This window comes from Metabacillus sp. 22489, from assembly GCF_052044855.1.
In the GTDB taxonomy this organism is placed as follows: domain Bacteria; phylum Bacillota; class Bacilli; order Bacillales; family Bacillaceae; genus Metabacillus; species Metabacillus niabensis.
The window spans coordinates 28,400-45,972 of record NZ_JBQENT010000036.1; the positions used below are offsets into that span (position 1 = coordinate 28,400).

General features: G+C 32.5%; 20 protein-coding genes and 1 pseudogene. 7 read left to right on the plus strand and 14 right to left on the minus strand.

What is annotated here, in order from left to right; translation table 11 throughout:
* Window positions 1-399 precede the first annotated feature (399 nt).
* The 4 genes from ACTJJ9_RS18520 to cdaS form a co-directional block, all read right to left on the minus strand.
* A complete protein-coding gene (locus tag ACTJJ9_RS18520) occupies window positions 400-2,319 on the minus strand; it encodes a vWA domain-containing protein (RefSeq protein ID WP_095301247.1) in 1,920 nt (639 codons plus the stop codon).
* 11 nt (window positions 2,320-2,330) lie between these two features.
* Window positions 2,331-3,182: an ATP-binding protein gene (locus ACTJJ9_RS18525; RefSeq protein ID WP_233452188.1), complete on the minus strand. Its 852-nt coding sequence runs from the start codon at window positions 3,180-3,182 to the stop codon at window positions 2,331-2,333.
* Between the two features lie 237 nt (window positions 3,183-3,419).
* Entirely contained in the window at window positions 3,420-4,469 is a 1,050-nt protein-coding gene (locus ACTJJ9_RS18530; protein ID WP_145584061.1) for a peptidoglycan endopeptidase, read from the minus strand.
* Window positions 4,470-5,004: 535 nt separating this feature from the next.
* Complete coding sequence (gene cdaS / locus ACTJJ9_RS18535) at window positions 5,005-5,628, minus strand: sporulation-specific diadenylate cyclase CdaS (RefSeq protein ID WP_249922007.1); 624 nt, start codon at window positions 5,626-5,628, stop codon at window positions 5,005-5,007.
* Between the two features lie 129 nt (window positions 5,629-5,757).
* Between cdaS and ACTJJ9_RS18540 the strand changes: the two genes are divergently transcribed.
* Both ACTJJ9_RS18540 and ACTJJ9_RS18545 read left to right on the plus strand, forming a co-directional pair.
* A complete protein-coding gene (locus tag ACTJJ9_RS18540; RefSeq protein WP_255451909.1) occupies window positions 5,758-5,883 on the plus strand; it encodes a hypothetical protein in 126 nt (41 codons plus the stop codon).
* An 87-nt stretch (window positions 5,884-5,970) separates the two neighbouring features.
* Window positions 5,971-7,277, plus strand: a pseudogene (locus tag ACTJJ9_RS18545) (MATE family efflux transporter).
* Window positions 7,278-7,397: 120 nt separating this feature from the next.
* Here ACTJJ9_RS18545 and bshB2 read toward each other — a convergent pair.
* From bshB2 to rarD, 4 genes are read right to left on the minus strand one after another with little or no spacing between them, the layout of a single operon-like run.
* Window positions 7,398-8,063: a bacillithiol biosynthesis deacetylase BshB2 gene (bshB2, locus tag ACTJJ9_RS18550; protein WP_095301251.1), complete on the minus strand. Its 666-nt coding sequence runs from the start codon at window positions 8,061-8,063 to the stop codon at window positions 7,398-7,400.
* A gap of 28 nt (window positions 8,064-8,091) precedes the next feature.
* Window positions 8,092-8,442 carry a YojF family protein gene (locus ACTJJ9_RS18555; protein WP_095301252.1) on the minus strand — a complete coding sequence of 117 codons (351 nt, stop codon included), beginning with the start codon at window positions 8,440-8,442 and terminating at the stop codon, window positions 8,092-8,094.
* Between the two features lie 2 nt (window positions 8,443-8,444).
* Window positions 8,445-8,723, minus strand: a complete 279-nt coding sequence (locus tag ACTJJ9_RS18560) for a hypothetical protein (RefSeq protein ID WP_095301253.1) — start codon at window positions 8,721-8,723, stop codon at window positions 8,445-8,447.
* Window positions 8,724-8,738: 15 nt separating this feature from the next.
* Entirely contained in the window at window positions 8,739-9,680 is a 942-nt protein-coding gene (rarD, locus tag ACTJJ9_RS18565) for an EamA family transporter RarD (RefSeq protein ID WP_095301254.1), read from the minus strand.
* 141 nt (window positions 9,681-9,821) lie between these two features.
* On the opposite strand from rarD, the gene ACTJJ9_RS18570 reads away from it, so the two are divergent.
* Complete coding sequence (locus tag ACTJJ9_RS18570) at window positions 9,822-10,283, plus strand: Hsp20/alpha crystallin family protein (protein ID WP_095301255.1); 462 nt, start codon at window positions 9,822-9,824, stop codon at window positions 10,281-10,283.
* Between the two features lie 78 nt (window positions 10,284-10,361).
* Here ACTJJ9_RS18570 and ACTJJ9_RS18575 read toward each other — a convergent pair whose 3' ends face one another.
* From ACTJJ9_RS18575 to ACTJJ9_RS18585, 3 genes are all read right to left on the minus strand, one after another.
* Window positions 10,362-10,598 carry a hypothetical protein gene (locus ACTJJ9_RS18575; RefSeq protein WP_255451910.1) on the minus strand — a complete coding sequence of 79 codons (237 nt, stop codon included), beginning with the start codon at window positions 10,596-10,598 and terminating at the stop codon, window positions 10,362-10,364.
* Window positions 10,599-10,696: 98 nt separating this feature from the next.
* Entirely contained in the window at window positions 10,697-11,437 is a 741-nt protein-coding gene (locus tag ACTJJ9_RS18580; RefSeq protein ID WP_145582329.1) for an SDR family oxidoreductase, read from the minus strand.
* Window positions 11,434-11,766, minus strand: coding sequence for a winged helix-turn-helix transcriptional regulator (locus ACTJJ9_RS18585; protein WP_145582330.1), 333 nt, complete (start codon window positions 11,764-11,766; stop codon window positions 11,434-11,436). Before ACTJJ9_RS18585 ends, ACTJJ9_RS18580 begins: the two co-directional genes overlap by 4 nt.
* Before the next feature lie 140 nt (window positions 11,767-11,906).
* Here ACTJJ9_RS18585 and ACTJJ9_RS18590 point away from each other — a divergent pair, with 140 nt between their 5' ends.
* Complete coding sequence (locus tag ACTJJ9_RS18590) at window positions 11,907-12,530, plus strand: nitroreductase family protein (RefSeq protein ID WP_145582331.1); 624 nt, start codon at window positions 11,907-11,909, stop codon at window positions 12,528-12,530.
* 111 nt (window positions 12,531-12,641) lie between these two features.
* Here ACTJJ9_RS18590 and ACTJJ9_RS18595 read toward each other — a convergent pair whose 3' ends face one another.
* Window positions 12,642-14,036 (minus strand): S41 family peptidase, encoded by a 1,395-nt coding sequence (locus ACTJJ9_RS18595; RefSeq protein WP_145582332.1) that lies wholly within the window; start codon window positions 14,034-14,036, stop codon window positions 12,642-12,644.
* Window positions 14,037-14,229: 193 nt separating this feature from the next.
* Here ACTJJ9_RS18595 and ACTJJ9_RS18600 point away from each other — a divergent pair, with 193 nt between their 5' ends.
* The 3 genes from ACTJJ9_RS18600 to ACTJJ9_RS18610 all read left to right on the plus strand — a co-directional run bounded on the left by ACTJJ9_RS18600 (window position 14,230) and on the right by ACTJJ9_RS18610 (window position 15,608).
* Window positions 14,230-14,502, plus strand: coding sequence for a hypothetical protein (locus tag ACTJJ9_RS18600; RefSeq protein WP_145582333.1), 273 nt, complete (start codon window positions 14,230-14,232; stop codon window positions 14,500-14,502).
* A gap of 52 nt (window positions 14,503-14,554) precedes the next feature.
* On the plus strand, window positions 14,555-15,262 hold the full coding sequence (locus tag ACTJJ9_RS18605) for a class I SAM-dependent methyltransferase (RefSeq protein WP_440768802.1): 708 nt from the start codon (window positions 14,555-14,557) through the stop codon (window positions 15,260-15,262).
* A gap of 91 nt (window positions 15,263-15,353) precedes the next feature.
* Window positions 15,354-15,608 carry a hypothetical protein gene (locus ACTJJ9_RS18610; protein WP_145582335.1) on the plus strand — a complete coding sequence of 85 codons (255 nt, stop codon included), beginning with the start codon at window positions 15,354-15,356 and terminating at the stop codon, window positions 15,606-15,608.
* Window positions 15,609-15,649: 41 nt separating this feature from the next.
* On the opposite strand, the gene ACTJJ9_RS18615 is transcribed toward ACTJJ9_RS18610, so the two are convergent.
* Together ACTJJ9_RS18615 and ACTJJ9_RS18620 are read right to left on the minus strand one after the other, a co-directional pair.
* Entirely contained in the window at window positions 15,650-16,141 is a 492-nt protein-coding gene (locus tag ACTJJ9_RS18615) for a mismatch-specific DNA-glycosylase (RefSeq protein ID WP_145582336.1), read from the minus strand.
* Window positions 16,142-16,187: 46 nt separating this feature from the next.
* On the minus strand, window positions 16,188-17,033 hold the full coding sequence (locus ACTJJ9_RS18620; RefSeq protein ID WP_145582337.1) for a M15 family metallopeptidase: 846 nt from the start codon (window positions 17,031-17,033) through the stop codon (window positions 16,188-16,190).
* Between the last annotated feature and the right edge of the window lie 540 nt (window positions 17,034-17,573).

Here is a 17,573-nt window from a genome sequence, read left to right on the forward strand (position 1 = left end):
CCCAACTATTCTTAAATGATCAGAACTATTCTGATACTTCTCGGGAAGGATAATATTATCCTACAATATCATTAACCATTGAAAGTATAGTAGCTTGATAATAAAACGCTTCCAAAGCTATTTTAACATTGATAGTGCTATATTCCAACCCACATTAATTAAAATTTTCAAAAAAATATATACTTTTTTCGCCTTATATTCCTGACAAACGATCACTCTCTCTTAAAACGCTTATTATTATGATTTTTCATTTAATCCTCAACTCCTATTTTCTTAAAAAATCTACCTTCTATAAATTACAATATTTATTATTTTAGAGTATTTTCCTCATTATTAATTGTCTTTCGTTAGTTTTTCTTACAAAAAAGAGAGTAATGGAAAAAAATATTCCATTACTCTCTAAATTGTCTTTAATAACAAGCGCTTTAACAAAGGAAAAAGCTGTTCTGATAACTCATCGATTTTATTGACAAAAATACTGTACTTACCATATATATTTTGAATTGTTTTTTTTGTTGCTTCATCAATGTCTCCATTAGCTAAAAAGACATTCAACACTTCAATTCCCAGTTTTCTTGCCTCAAGTACAGCCTCATGTGTATCAATAATTCCATTTCTCTCATAACCCATCGCAGCCGGTTCTCCATCTGAAAAAACGAGGAGAAATTTTTGCTTTTCATTTCTTCTTATTAATTGTTTCGTCATATGGCGAATGGCATATCCGTCACGATTATCTTCTTCGGGAGATAATTGCATAATTTCAGGACCCGATTGCTGTTTAAGTGAACTTTCAAAGGAAATGACTGTATGAAAATGGTTTGGTTGCCGCGTTTTTGATGCTTCATTTGTATCTTCCCAAAAACCAACAATTTGGTGTGGTACTTGTACTGACTTTAATGTTTCATGGAAAAGAATAATTCCATATTTTGTTTGCTCCATTTTGTCATACATTGATGCGGAGCAATCGACAAGTAACGTAAAAACTGCATCAATCTGTGGTGCCTTTTCTTGTTTTTTATAAAAGAGCTTCGGATTCTCATCTGTTACTAATCTTAAAAGTTTTTTGTTCAATCTTCCTAGATGTAAATCGTTTCTTGGTAGCGTTTTTTTATGCTCCAGTGTTTTTTGGATCATCATTTTTAATTTTTTCTGAAATAATTGAACTTCATTTCGATTTGTTTTATACTTGTCCATTTCCTCTGGTGTCGGTGTTGTTGAATCTTTAAAAACTGGATAAGCGTATTTATTTTCAAGACCATAAGCAAACTCATTAGATGCATCTCGTTTATCTTTCCTATTCTCGAGTGCTTCTAATTTTGAGTAGTCATTCTTCTTTGCTTTTTTAGATGTTCCTTGTATCATACCAAGTGCTTGATCAGTGTCATCACCTTCACGTATAATACCATCCCCATTTATTGTTGTATTAGTCCCTTGTTCCAGTTCGAACTGCAAGAAACTTTTTGTTGGCTTACTTGTTTCACTATGCCAAGTTGGTAGTTTATTTTCATGGACATCTTCATCACCTTTTTTAGCTTCTTTTAAACTATCTTTATTTTTTAATTTTGTTTTTCTTTTTAAATCATCAAACAAAATTGGATTTTCTAACAGATCATATGGTAAATCCGCTAAGAAAAAATACGTATTTAACATATCTTTTTCTAAAACCTCTTCGATCACTTCCATCATTTCTGTTACAAGATTCAGCACCTGTTTAGTTGAACGACATTCATAAACCTGGAATAGCTTTGATTCAAGAAAAGGAAGGATCCGTTGAATATTTTCAATTAAAGCTGCATGATTATTGATTGGAGATTGCGCTGTTAACTGTAAATAAAGATAATTAAAAAGTGCATCTGTTGAAATACTTCGTTCTTGATGAATTATTAACTGACTTTGAAAATATTTTCGATATAAATCTCTTCTTACTGAAAATACTTTCTTTGTACCAGCACGTTCTTTTTTACACAATTCCTCAATTCGAATATCCTCAAGTAGCATTGCTAATTGCCTAGCAAAGCTTGGAAACTTTAAATGTTTTGTCTTTTCAATAAATAATCCTATTTCATGATAATTTGTGTGATGAAAATTTCCGATGCAACGTAAAAACACATCACTTTTTAATCCATTAACTGTCTCATTTTTTTCACGATGATCCCAAAAATGACTAACATAAATTTTCTTCTCGATCGGATCAAGGTAGGATTGTACACTATAATCAACTTCAACATCATTTCGTTTTGTCAAGGCCTTCGCTAAATCGGATAGTTCCATAAATAAAAATGAATCAATTTGTTCGTCATTAAATTTAATAAACCTCAAGATCGAAAACCTCACTCAAATAGTGTTTCTGCTAAATTTCGAATAGCCGCTTTTTCACGTTCATCCTCTAATTTATCGACAATTCCTCTTTCAATTGCACGTAGGGGTGGCAAATAAATTGCTAAATCACACGTATCAATAAGTGCCCGAATAGATGCAGCCTCTTCAGAAACTTGCCCATTTTGTACAAGGGTAAGCAAATCTGCTGATAGTCTCGTAAACGTATTAATTAATTGCTCGTTTTCTAAACTTGATTGTTGTGCTAAAACTTGCTTTAACTCCTGTCCTTGTATATATGGAACATCAATCACAACAAAGCGATTTTTTAATGCTTCATTAAGAGGAACCGTACCAACATACCCTTCATTTATCGCTGCTATAACTCCAAAATGTTCGTTTCCTTTAATAACATCACCGGTAAATGGATTTGTTATCATTCTTCGATAATCAAGTACACCATTTAATATTGGTAATGTTTCCGGCTTAGCCATATTGATTTCATCGATATATAATAAATGACCACGATCCATTGCTTTAACAACAGGACCTGGCACAAAATCAATTGTTGTTTCACCATTTCGATTCGCAATTGTTTTAAAGCCAAGAAGCGCCTCAGCATCCATGTCAATTGAGCAATTTATACTATGCATCGGTTGTTGAAATAAATAAGAAAGAGTTTCTGCTAGTTTTGTTTTACCAGAACCAGTTGGACCTTTTAATAGAACATTCTTTCCTAAAGATAGAGCAATAATTGCATCATATAAAATCGATTCCTCTGAAGGTGTATATCCTCCCTTACCAATAAGAAGCTTTTCTTCATCATTAACTGTAGTTAAGCTTCGTTTCTGTATACGTAATTTTATTTCTTCTGGTAATTGATAAGAATTAATATTTTCCAATTTGTTTTGCCTACTTTCATTTCACATAATGATAAATCCTTTAATCTTCAACGAGTATACTAGATAATCAACTGTTATTCAAAGATTTCATTCGATTGTTCACATCCTCGTAAATTTCACCCATCATAAACTTCATACCTATAAGAAAAAGAGCCAAAAACTGGCTCTCTTCTAGAAATTGATCTATTAAACTTTTCTTTCTTAGTTTAAATAACGTTTAGCACCTAAATAACGTTTTTTCCAATAGGAGTTATTTAAATTGCTAATGGTAACTCCAGAACTACTCGCATGAATAAATTCATTATTTCCTAAATAAATTCCCATATGTGAGGGACCTTCTTTATAAGTAGTGAAAAATACAAAGTCTCCAACAGAAGGCGAATTAACTGACTTCATAATATCCCAATATCCTGCAGTACTTAAGCGGGATACAGATGTAACTTTATTCAGGACATAATAAATGAATCCACTACAATCAAACCCAGCTGGCGTATTCCCTCCCCAACGGTAAGGAGTTCCCATTAAAGATTTTGCTTCTGAAATAACAGTATTTATTTTAGATGATGAACTAGACGGTTCCTTTGTTCCTGAAGAATTATTATCTGGTTGAATAGTTTCTTTTCCAGATAGCTTTAACTTTTGTCCGACGTAGATCGTATCTGATTTTAAATTATTTGCTACCTTGATTTCTCCAATAGTAACATTATACTGATTTGCAATCTTCCAGAGTGAATCTCCAGCTTTTACAGTATATGTATTCGTTCCACTAGTATTCGGTGAACTAGATGGAGGATTTGATGGAGTCGAATTATTCGGTTTCGTTGTGCTAGTTTTTTTCACGGTTAAGACTTGTCCAACACGAATTAAATCACTAGATAATCCGTTTAATTTCTTCAATTCACTTACTGAAGTATTATATTGTTTTGCAATTACCCACAAAGAGTCACCAGCTTTTACTTTATAAGTAGTAGCCTTTGTTGTAGTACTTGTATTTGAAGAAGTATTTGTATTTGTATTTGTCGGTGTAGTCGTTTTACTTCCAGGTATTTCTAGCACCTGACCAACTTTAATAAAATCTGTAGTTAATCCATTTGTCGTTTTTAATAATTGTACAGTAGTATTATATTCTCTTGATAGCTCCCAGAGTGTATCACCACTTTTCACTTTTACACTTTCAGCGTTTGCCATTGTTGCAAAAAGGGATGAACCTACTACAGCAGTTGCAGTCAGCCCGATAAGTTTTTGTTTCATTTCTTTAAAGTACCTCCTAATTTCTGTGTAATTTTTCCAACTATAAGTTGTATATTGATACAATTTATAGACTAGGTTAAAAGTAACATTTCATCACAACCTAAAAAACTACCAGTCTTTTATCACAACTCACATGCATATTTTAATAGAACAAAAGAAAAAAAACTACAAAATAATAAGCAAAAAGATATAAAACGATAAAAACAGGTATAAAGTTACACTACTAATCTAGTATAATCATACAAAAACATGTAAAAATAGACAATCTTTTTTTCAATAAAATTCTATTCAAACAAAAAAAGAGTAGAAAATTCCAATCCACTCTTTTTCAAATTAATATTAGTTTATCATTAGACTTGTTACATTTTACCTATACTTTTGAAATTTTCAAACTAAAGGCAAGAGAAAAACTCATTTGTTTCCGGGATTACTCCATTTTTATACAAAAAATAGACAAAACAATTATTAACCCCTTTTTTATATAGGTCTTTTTATTCATATTACTGATAAGGTATATATTTTCATGATAATTTTACTAGTGAATTCTCGTTTCCGAGGAGCTAATTGGATATAAAGTTCCATCTAAAGCAAAAGACATTCTTCCTGTTTCTTCAGATACTACTAAGATTAACGCATCTATTTGTTCAGATAATCCAATTGCAGCACGGTGTCTAGTACCTACCTTTTTCGAGCCAAAGCTTTGTGTTGTTAACGGAAGAACATTTGCTGCTGATACAATATAATCCCCTTTTATTAGCAACGCTCCATCATGTAAAGGATTTCCAGGATAGAAAATACTTTCAATTAATTGACTTGAACAATCTGCGTTGATTTGTACCCCTTCTTGAATATACTCCTCTACGGGAGCACTTCTTTCAATTATTATTAGCCCACCATGGCGATTATCTGATAAATTTTGTAATGCCTTCGCAATTTCTATTGTTTTTTTTGTAAAACTTGAGATATAGGCTTTTAAATAAAAAAAGGAAGCAGATGATTGAATGGCATTAAATCTGTCTTTTATTCGTGCAATCTCACATAATAGACAATAGTCTTTTTCATCTATTGAGTTTCTCATTAGTTGGGCTTCTTCGATTATATGTTCTAAATTGGTTGCAATGTGTTCCTTTATTTCACCAATCGTATTCGGATTTTCCACCAATTCCACTCCTTCCTCTAATATTAGTATGGTCGTTAATTTATCATTCCATTAACACTCAATTCAAATCTTAGAAAAAAATGTATGTTTTCTAAGATAAGCACCATACTATTAATGGAGGTTTTACCAATGATTACACAAAAAATATTACAATATACATTTAGTATATTAGGCGTGCTATCTTTAGGCTTCTTTTACTATCAAATGTTTAAAGGTGAAACAAAAAAAGAAAATAAACATCCAAATCGGCAATAATAGTTGGAATAGACATCTGAAAACGTAACAAAATGTTTTTTTCATGTTATAATTCAAAAGTTAGCTTTTTAGAAACGAGGATTTAATATGAAAGAAGCATCAACAAATAAAGAAAAAATCATTACTTTATTAAAGATTCTATTCCCTGTTTTAATAACTCAGCTCGGTCTATATTCGATGAATTTTTTTGATACAACAATGTCAGGAAAGGTTCATCCAAATGATCTTGCAGGAGTTGCTATCGGATCAAGTCTCTGGGTTCCTGTATATACTGGTTTAAGTGGTATTTTATTAGCAATTACACCAATTGTTGCACAATTAATGGGGGCAAATAAAAAAAATGATGTACCGAACGTAGTTATTCACTTTTTACAGTAGATCCTATATTACATATGATGAACTTAGAAGCAGAAGTTTACTCAATTGCTAAAGGATATTTAATTGCGTTATCATTCGGAATATTCCCATTGTTTTTATATGCTGTAATCCGCTGCTTTATCGATGCTTTAGGTTTTACAAGGGTTACAATGTTTATTACATTAGCATCACTCCCGATAAATTTTATACTTAACTCTCTGTTTATTTTCGGCAAACTAGGATTTCCGAAGCTTGGAGGGATAGGTGCAGGAGTTGCTTCTGCAATAACCTATTGGTGTATTGCTTTTATTGCAATTATTATAGTTGTTAAAAAACATCCATTTAAGAAATTTAACATTTTTAATACTTTCTATCGTGCATCTATAAAAGCTTGGAAGGAAATTCTAATCATCGGGATCCCTGTTGGACTAGCAATCTTTTTTGAGACAAGTATTTTTGCGGCCGTTACTTTATTTATGAGCCAATTTAATACAATTACAATTGCATCCCATCAAGCAGCTATGAATTTTGCTTCTTTTTTATATATGCTACCTTTAAGTATTTCAACGGCTTTAACTATTGTTATTGGACATGAAGTAGGAGCTAAAAGGTTTCAACACGCAAAGCAATATAGTTATATTGGAATCGGAATGGCTTTATCCTTATCACTTATCTCAGCTGCGTTCATTTATTTTTTCCGTTCTCAAGTTGCATCTATTTATACCTCTGATATTCATGTATTAAAACTTACACAGGAATTTCTTATTTACGCGATTTTCTTTCAGCTATCAGATGCTATCGCTGCTCCTATTCAAGGTGCTTTAAGAGGATATAAAGATGTTAATATGACATTTATGATGGCTTTAATCTCGTATTGGATTATTGGACTCCCTTTTGGGATTTTCCTGGCAAAATTTTCATCACTTGATGCATTTGGATATTGGATTGGATTAATAACAGGTCTTGCAGCTGGTGCAATTTGTTTATCGATTCGACTTCGAATAATTCAAAAGAGATATTCTTTAAGCATAACTTAATTTATACCCCACAAAAAGCACTTGCTCCTTAATTTGGAACAAGTGCTTTTTTAATTAAAAAAGTACATCATCTTTTGAAATTGTCATTTTTCTAAGCTTTAATATTATAAATTGTCTTATTTAATCATCCCATTTGTAGGTCCAATAAACTTCTTTTTCAAACCATTGCATCGCTTCTTTATCCTTATTCAAGATTTTTTCTTCCATTTGTTTCAGCATGCCTTCGGTTTGTGATCGATGTGCTTTCAATGCATTTAATTTAATATCCATAACATCTGTTATATTAAGAATAACATCAGGTTGACCAACCGCTTCAAATCGATTATTTGTAATTGCCATACAATATGTTGTTGGACGTTTTTCTTTTGGGCGTCGTTTTAAGGCACGGATGACGGCTGCACCACATGCATCATGGTCAGGATGTACCCCATGACCTGGATAGAACGTCACAATTAAGGACGGTTCAATTTCATCAATGATTTCTTCCATCATATCGGCAATTTTTTCATCATCTTCAAATTCAAGAGTTTTGTCCCTAAGTCCTAGCATTCTCAAATCTTGAATGTCCATCGCTTTGCATGCGTCTTCTAGCTCTTTTTTGCGGATTTTTGGTAATGACTCTCGATTCGCGAAAAGTGGATTCCCCATATTTCTTCCCATCTCACCTAAAGTACCACAAGCATATGTAACGGGGATTCCAGCTTTGCGTTTTTGTGCGATTAGACCTGCAACACCATATGATTCATCGTCTGGGTGAGGTAAGATTACTAATACATGTTCTTTCATTTTATTTAATCTCCTTTAGTTTATATTCTTAATAATTAAACGGAGTTTCACTAATTTGTAGTGCAATTGCTAATTGTCCTTCAGAATTATGTCCTGCCATAAGCAGTTGATTTTCATCATTATAAATCCAATCTGTTAACCCTTCTGCATAAACCCAGCCTTCATCAAGTTTAAGTCCAACACGATACGGACCATTACCGGTAATTTTAGCTTGGTTATACACGACCTTTGTATTACGTATAAAAGCAACAACCGTCATGTTCCCTTCATTCTTATGTGCATTATAGGCACCTGTTGTCGTTTCCAGATGAATATAAACGACTTTGTTTAAAAATTGCTCTAAATATGATTGAACTTCTTGTTTTGTTATTGGTTTCATATTTATTTCTCCTTATCATTTTTTACTAATTGTTCTAAACATTGAGAATAAACGTTGATTAACATTAACTTTTCTTTCTCATGTAATGGCGATATAATGATTCTTTTTATAGATTGGTGAAATTTTTCATAATGATTTTTGCGTAGTCGAGGATGAGTCATTTCATCCTTTAATTCTTGCTTCACAAGCTCTAAAAGTATTTCTTCCTCATTACTTCCATTTGAGACAGTACGATTGTTCCATAATCGCTTATACGCAGCTAATAGTTCTTTTGCTTCCATTGGATTCCTCATTTTTTAAAGGCCGATAGAATTTTTTCTTATTAACTTTACTTCTGCTCTTTTAAATAATTTTGAATTTGAAAAAGAAAAGAGTAAAATTGCACTCCATATAAATGTAAATGTAATCATTTCTATTTGCGTAAATGGTTCATGATAGAGAAAAATTCCAATTATTAATGTGATAGTCGGGGAAATATATTGAATTATCCCAACTAAAAACAATGGAATGCGTTTTGCTCCACTAGCAAATAGCAATAATGGAATCGCAGTTGCAACTCCAGCCCCAATGAGTAGCAAATTAGTTTGAGTATCGAACTCAAAGAAGACAGACTCCCCACCGCTAGCTAGAATTGATACATATGTAAATGCAATAGGAGTAACAACCAATGTTTCAAATGTTAAACCAATGACCGAGTTAAATTTAGTCATTTTTTTCGTTAATCCATACAAACCAAAGCTACCAGCCAAAATAAGTGCAAGCCATGGAATCTCTCCATACTGGAGTGTAATAATGAGTACACCTATAAAGGCGAGCCCCATCGATATCTTCTGCCAAAGATTTAATTTCTCCTTTAAGAATATCATTCCTAGCAAAACACTAATTAACGGATTAATATAATAACCTAAGCTCGTTTCAAGAATATGGTGGTGATTAACAGACCATATGTAGACAAACCAATTAATGCTAATTAATAATGACGACAATACAAGCGATAAAAGAACAAGTGGTTGCGAAAACAGCTTTTTGCTAATCTCTACTATATTTCCCCACTCTTTTTGAATTGAAAGCAAAATAAGCATAAAAATAAATGACCAAATAATTCGGTGAGCTAATATCTCTCCTGAAGATACATTGTCAATCTTTTTCCAATATAGAGGTAATACCCCCCAAAGTAAATAAGAGCCAGCTGTAAAAATAATTCCTTTCCGATATGTTAATTCGTCTGATGCTTGCAATATGATTCCCTCATTTCTTATTCACCTATTGACCATTATAAACTTGTTAATCGAAGTCCTACAACTTATAAGCTTTACTAACAGAAGCATTCTTACATGCATAGTCTGCTAATAACGAATTCTTATTAAGGAAGTGACAATATGTTTCCCTGGAATAAGCAATTTCCATTTAACCATTCTGAATTCACAAAACAATTTCAAGAAATGAATCCAAAAGAAATTGAAAACTATATCCAAACTGTTATGTCTAGTATCTTCGGCAATGACTTTTCAAAAAACTTCCCATTTCAAGGTGAAATGCAAAATAATCAATCAAAAAATCTCCCTGCTCAAACTGCTCCTGAAATTTTTGAAACAAATGACTATATATATGTCAAACTTGCTGTTAACAGTTCAGAAATTAACTCTTTAAAAGTTCAACATACAACGACACAATTGATGCTTATCAATAATCAAAATGAGGATATCTCACCTTTAACCTTTATGTTACCTGCACCTGTAAAACGAAAGGGTACAAAAGCAAGATATATTGACGGATTTATTGAAATACAGCTTATAAAATTAAAAGAACACTCAATTACAGAAGTAGAAATCTCAAAATAAAAGGAATTGTAAGTATTGGAAACTTTATGATATTGAAATAAAAAAGAAGACCTTCCACTTAGAAGGCCTTCTCCTTATTTATCGATAAAACCCTGGATAGCCACCACCGTAAAAGTTTCCATAGCCACCATACGGACTACCGTAGCCGTACGGAGCAAATCCTCCTCCATATGGAGGATAATAATAAGGTGGTCTCGGTCTAAAAATGGCTGAGCCGACTAACCCACCAAGTAATCCACCAACAAATGGTGCACCAAAAAAGAAGCGGTCATTTGGATAAGGGTGAATTCCATTACTCATCATATAATGATTCATTCAGGTTACCTCCTCAATTATTTACCTACACTAAAAAGTATTCATATAAGCACCTAATTGAGTGGGCAAATTGCCACATTTAACGAATTTCTACATTTTTATTCTTCATAAATCATTTTCTTTGTCATACCACCATCAACTACAAGGTTAATACCAGTAACAAAATCATTATCCTCCATCGTTAAATATAAGCAAGCTTTTGCAATATCAGTTGGTTTTCCAACTCTATTTGAAAAATGTTGTAGATGGTCTACCTCGGTTAAATCTTCATAATTGCCAGTCTCAATCCACCCCGGAGAAATCGCATTCACTTGGATACGATCATTTCCTAATGAAGCAGCAAGTGCATGAGTTAATGCGATTATTCCTCCTTTTGTAGCAGCATATGCTTCAGAGTTTTCTTCAGACATTAAAGCTCTTGTTGAGGCAATATTGACAATTTTGCCACCATGTTTGTTTTCTCGCATTATTTTTGCAGCTTCCCTTGAGGCAAACATTACACTTGTTAAGTTTGTCGAAATCATTTTTTCCCATTCGCTTTGTGTAATGTCATATGGTGAGCCGAATTTTGATATTCCTGCATTATTAATTAAAATATCAATTGTACCAAAATGGTTCTTTGCTTTATTCATTAATAAAATAATATCATTGATTTTTGAAACATCAGTCTTTATAAATTTTACGTTAAAGGATTGATTTAAACATTGGTCTTCCAAAACAAGCCCTGCTTCTTCATCAATATCAGCAATAATTACATTATAATTCTTCATTGCGTATTGCATTGTAACTTCTTTTCCAATACCATTAGCACCACCAGTTACAATAACTGTTCTAGTCATGATTTATCTAAATCCTCCTTAGGAGTACAAAATGTATTTGCCCATTTATTAAGCTCTTTCATGACTCCTTCAAGACTTTCTCCTTTTTGTGTCAATTGATATGTGACCTTTACAGGAGTCTCATCGTAAACAAATCTTTCCACTAATCCAGCTTGTTCTAACTCCTTTAATCGTTCTGATAGCATTTTTTGACTAATACCGGGAATAATTTCTGTCAAATCTTTAAAACGTTTAGGACCGTCCAATAATACATGTATAATAATTCCAATCCAACGTTTTCCTAAAAGTCGAAAAGCTGTTTCCATTTTAGGACAAAGCTGAATCTTCATAATAATCTCTCCTCAATATAATTTCTTGACTGATTTTTTCACTTCGATTAATATGTTTACTGTCGACTTACTAAAAGTAAGTTTATTACTTTTAGTATAGAATAATTTTCTTAATATATCAACTTAGGAGGAATTTAAGCTTGACTACAACTACCGCTATTGATTTATTTGACATCATAAAACAACGATCATCAGTAAGACATTATGACTCATCAGTCTCTATCTCTAAAGAGGAGTTAACAGAAATATTATCATATGCCACAAAAGCTCCATCGGCTTGGAATTTACAACATTGGCATTTTACAATATTCCATAGTAAGGATTCCAAACAAACATTATTACCAATTGCTTTTAACCAAAGTCAAATTACTGATGCATCTGCAATCATTGCGATTCTTGGTGATGTGGAAGCAAATAAAAATACTGACGATGTTTATGATCCCCTAGTTACAGAAGGATTTATGACATCTGAAATTAAAGAAACACTCGCGGGACAGATTAATCGAGCATACACAAGTGAAGCTTTTGCAAGAGATGCTGCATTTACTAATGCATCTTTAGCTGCCATGCAACTGATGTTAGCTGCAAAAGCAAAAGGCTACGATTCATGTGCGATAGGCGGATTTAATAAAGAACAATTTATGAAGGAATACAAAATCGATAAGAGATATGTACCTATCATGTTAATCTCAATTGGAAAAGCCCTAAAACCTGCTCATCAAAGCTATCGTCTTGATGTTGATAAAGTTTCAACCTGGTTATAAGTATCCCTATAAAAAAAGCAGAGCACAAGTGGCCCTGCAATTTAATCAAACTAATATATAATAAATATGGCAATACCTAATCCGTCGAAACGAATTGGGTATTGCCTTTGTTTATTCCATTTTTTCCTTTAATACACTAATTGCTTTTTCAAGCTGTGTATCATTTTCTTGAAGTTTCTTTTGAATTTCTTCATATAATTTTATTGTTGTTTCTCCAGTAATTTGGCCGTTAACCGTTAATTTATGCTTAGCTTGGAATTCCTTTACTACTTCTTCTGTTTCTTCATCAAAGGAGTTTTCTTCATTAAGGCTTTCATATCCCAATGCTTTTAACATTGTCTTCGCTGATTTCACTTCATCCGAAGATACGCCAATTTTTAGCACACTTTCTGGGTTTACATATGAGACATGAGCATATTCAGGTAGTTCCACTTTTACTTGTGGTTCAATCCCTTTTTCATGTATCCATGTTCCATCAGGTGTTAACCATTTAGCAGTTGTAAATTTCACTGAAGAATTATCTTTAAATGTTTGTGCCGTTTGGATTGTCCCTTTTCCAAAGGTTTTTTCTCCAACTAACGTGATACCTGCTGATTGATTTAGTGCTGCAGCCATTATTTCACCCGCACTTGCAGTTCCACCATCAACTATTACTGTTGCAGGCAAATCAACTACTTGATTATTTTCAGACTTATAAACTTCCTTCGAACCATTATTGTTCTCAACCTGCATAATATTTTTACCTTTAGGTACAAATAATTGGGACATTTCAATAGCGCGATTCATTAAACCACCAGGGTTTTGTCTCAAGTCAATGACTAAGCCTTTAACATTTTTCTTTTGTAAATCAGCTATGGCTTTTTCTAGTTCCTCTGTTGTTGATTCAGAGAATTTCGTAATTTGAATTTTCCCTATATTATCGTCAATAACTTCTGAATATACAGTTTCTAAAGGAATCGTATCACGTGTTATCGTAAAGGTTAGTTCACCAACCCCTTCACGTCTTACGACAAGTTTAACTTTAGAACCTTTCTCTCCTCTTATCTTCAATACAGCTTCATTTACTGTAAGTCCTTCCACAGATTCACCATCTACTGTTAAAATAATATCTTTTGTTTTTAAACCTGCCTCTTCAGCAGGGGAACCTTTAATTGGCGAAACGATCATAATGTTACCATTACTTTCTTGAACCTCTGCACCTATACCTTCAAATGATGAGGAAATATTTTCATTAAAGCTCTTTGCTTCCTCAACATCCATATAAACGGAATATGGATCTTCTAACGAATTTACCATACCTTTAATAGCGCCTTCAACAAGTTTATCTGTTTCAATATTTTTGTAGTACCCTTTTTCTAAAATTTCATATGTTGATTTTAGCTTTGCAAAAGGATCACCTTCATCAACTGATTGGTTTACACCATAAAATTGGAGGAAACTAAATGTTATCCCCGAAGATAATATGGCAGTAATGATGATCCAGATTATAAACTTACTTTTTTTCACAGTACAACTACACCACCTTTATGTATGTTCCTATTATGTCTAAACCATGTTCCATCCGTCAACAAATTTAATTAAGAATATGTATTTTTAGCAGTTCACATATATTTTTTTCCATTCGACAATAACTACGATACTTTTTTATTAATTTATTGTAAACTTTATTACACACATGTAAATACAGGAGGTCTTGATGATGCAACTAGCTGAATATATTGGAAAAACAGACTTTGAAATTATTCGTTTTGCCTATTTATTAATTCAAGATATTGAAATGAAAATAAAAAACAAAGCTTTCTTTTATAAAAACCAAATTATAACATATATAAATAAACAAATAGATTATTTTCTTCTTACACTCCATGAAAAAGATGCCTTACTTAACATATATAAAACCGAAATTCACCAAATCCTTGAGCCAAAATTAAAAGAAATTTATAAAAAGTATCGTCTATTTTATTGTCTATAAGAACCGTACCATTTTCATCCTCATATATTGGATAAGAATGGGAGGAATACGGTTGAATTATTTACATTTATTATCTAGCTTAGGTATAGGCGGTGCACATCCTGGTGGATTAATGTTAACAAAACAAATTTTTGAATCTGAACAATATCCACTTGATTATAAGATTTTAGATGCGGGTTGCGGTACAGGACAAACCACAGCTTATTTGACTCAATTGGGGTATAACGTTACTGGCATTGATATTAATATGCAAATGATCGAACATGCAACAATACGTAATCATATAAATCAATTAAATATTCCATATTATGTTGAGGATCTTGCGCATACTTCATTTTCAGACGCATCCTTTGATTTGGTATTATGTGAATCAGTTTTACAATTTACTTTTTTGACAAAAACACTTTCTGAAATAGCAAGGATATTAAAATCAAACGGTTCTGTCGTTGCTATCGAAATGGTACAGGATGGTACACTGACTAGTGAAGAACAATTTGAAATTAAAAGCTTCTATGGCTGTGAACAAATATATACGATTAGCGAATGGAAACAATGTTTCTTAAAACATCATATTCCTCTTAGTAAAGTGTTAACAAAGACTGACATTCTATTCATAGATGAAAATGAACCAACGACAGAATTTTCACCTATTGAAAATATTCCACAAGATGTTTTCGAACTCCTCTCTGAGCACGAAAGGCTAACACAAAAATATTCAAATAAATTATCATTTTGCATACTTTTTGGACAAAAATGCTAATTCCTTAATTGATAGAAGCTAGGTTATTTGTACAATCTCTTTGTATTTAAAAAACATAAGATATGATGACTAAAATACAAGGAGGAAAAAAATGTCCCAACATTATTATGATTTATGCTGCAGATATAACCGTAAAGTAGTTCGAATACACGATCGTCATGGAAATGTTCATGTCGGGAAAATTTGTAGAGTCACACGGAGCAAGGTTTTTATTCAACCATTTAATCGTCGTGGAAATGGCTTTGGACTAGGTTTTTATGGTGGATATGGTTACTATGGTTATCCATATGGAATCGGATTAGGTCTAATTACAGGTATAGCTTTAGCAGGATTATTTTTCTGGTAATGAGCTAAAAAAATTGGGAGATTAGAGTATCTCCCAATTTTTTATTTCATTATAGTTAATACTTCTTTATATATACTAACAACATCATCCATTTTCATTCGCACTAACCCACTTGATGAGGGAGCAACAAAATCGATTACACCTTCAACTATTTGTTTATTTTGCCTGCCCCAATGTGTTTTACTTATTTGCGCATATTTCAAATAAACACCTTTGCCTACAAAAAAAGCAATTTTTGGTCTGTAGGTTGTTATTTTATTCCTAAGAATCTGTCTTCCTATTCTGTATTCATCTGACGTAATTTCATCCGCACTTTTAGTTGGTCGAGATACAATATTAGTAAATCCAATGCCCATTGATAATAAAATATCGTCTTCATCAGGCTTGTAGAGTCTATCCGTTATCCCTGCTTGAAAAAGAATTTTCCAAAAACGATTAGATTTACTTGCGTAATGATGTCCTACTTCACCTGAGACGAGACTTGGATTAAAGCCAATAAAGAGTATGTCTAGATTTTCCTTAATTCTATCCATCCGATCACCAAACATAAAATATTAACTACAGCAAACTTTTCAAAAGCTAGATTTTTTTTACTTTATTAAAATATTCTTCTAATGTTAATTTATTTTTATAAATCACAGATGCCTTTTCTTTACCGATATAGCGTAAATGCCATGGTTCAAACTGATAACCAGTAATGTTTTCCTTTCCCTTTGGATATCGAATAATAAATCCTGCTTTGTGTGCATTTGCATCTACCCATTTTCCCTCTGCAGTATTTCCAAACTCCTCAGTTATTTCAAGATTCACACTTTTACTCGTTATATCCATTGCTAAGCCTGATTGATGTTCACTTTGACCAGGTAAAGCTACTGCGTGTAGGGCTGCTTCTTCCCCTTTTGCTTTTTTCTCAGCATCAAATATCCCTTTTTGTCTTGAATAGGAACGATAACCAGAAACAGCTATTAATTCAATGCCATCCTTTTTAGCAAGTTGAAATAGCTCTTCCAACGCATTTGCTGCTTCCTTTCGTAAATATGCTTGAGGAATATCTGCATCTCCGAAAGAAAATTCAACATTAGGTATTACTAAATCGTTTGGCTCATAATCTTCTGGTAAGGTAAACTCTTTATTAACCATTGCTAAAATATTTGTTGGATTTTCAATTACTTGATTTCCATCAACTTGTTTAACCGAATTAAAATATTGTCCCTCCAAGAGGAAATCTGGATCTATTTGCTCCTCATTCGTTTCGGTATTTTCAGGCTCAACTGTTTCTAACTGCCGTTTTTCCCCTGATTGTCTAATTTGTTCTCCTTCCTGCTCGCCACTAAAAGGGTTTGCATTTGGAAGTGAAAAACTAGTACATGCTGTTAATGTTACAAGACATACTAGTACAAGACTATTTTTTACAAAATATGACATTTCATCACCCTATCTATCTCAATCCTTCATCAATTTTATCATGAAACGCTATGTTATTTAAGAATCTTCCAACCTACATTCATCTTTACCTTTTTTCCTATAGGTTAAAACATGATAAAAATTTCTTTTCATCCAATTATATCGACAATATTTGCATAGGAACAAGTAGGAGATTTGTCAAACAAGTGGCGATATTATGACTTTAACGAATTTCTTTTTTAATTGAAGGCAATTTTTTATAAACTTTGTTGCATTTTACATAGCTGTCGTATATAGATTACCTCTTGTTACAATACTCGGTTTACGCGGTGTGTATGGTGAGTCTCCTTTATTGTAAGTCCTTGCTTACATTAACCTTTTCCACGCATCTCGCAGGAGTCCCGCAATGCACTCCGATCACCTTTATGCAAAAATAACAATCTTTCAGAAAATGCCAATTGAAAGAAATTCCGGTCGTTCCCTTCCATTTTTACCTTCTAACTCGAAATTTAACTTCAAGGAATTATTTTGTTTATATGTTATTTACAATAATTGTACTAA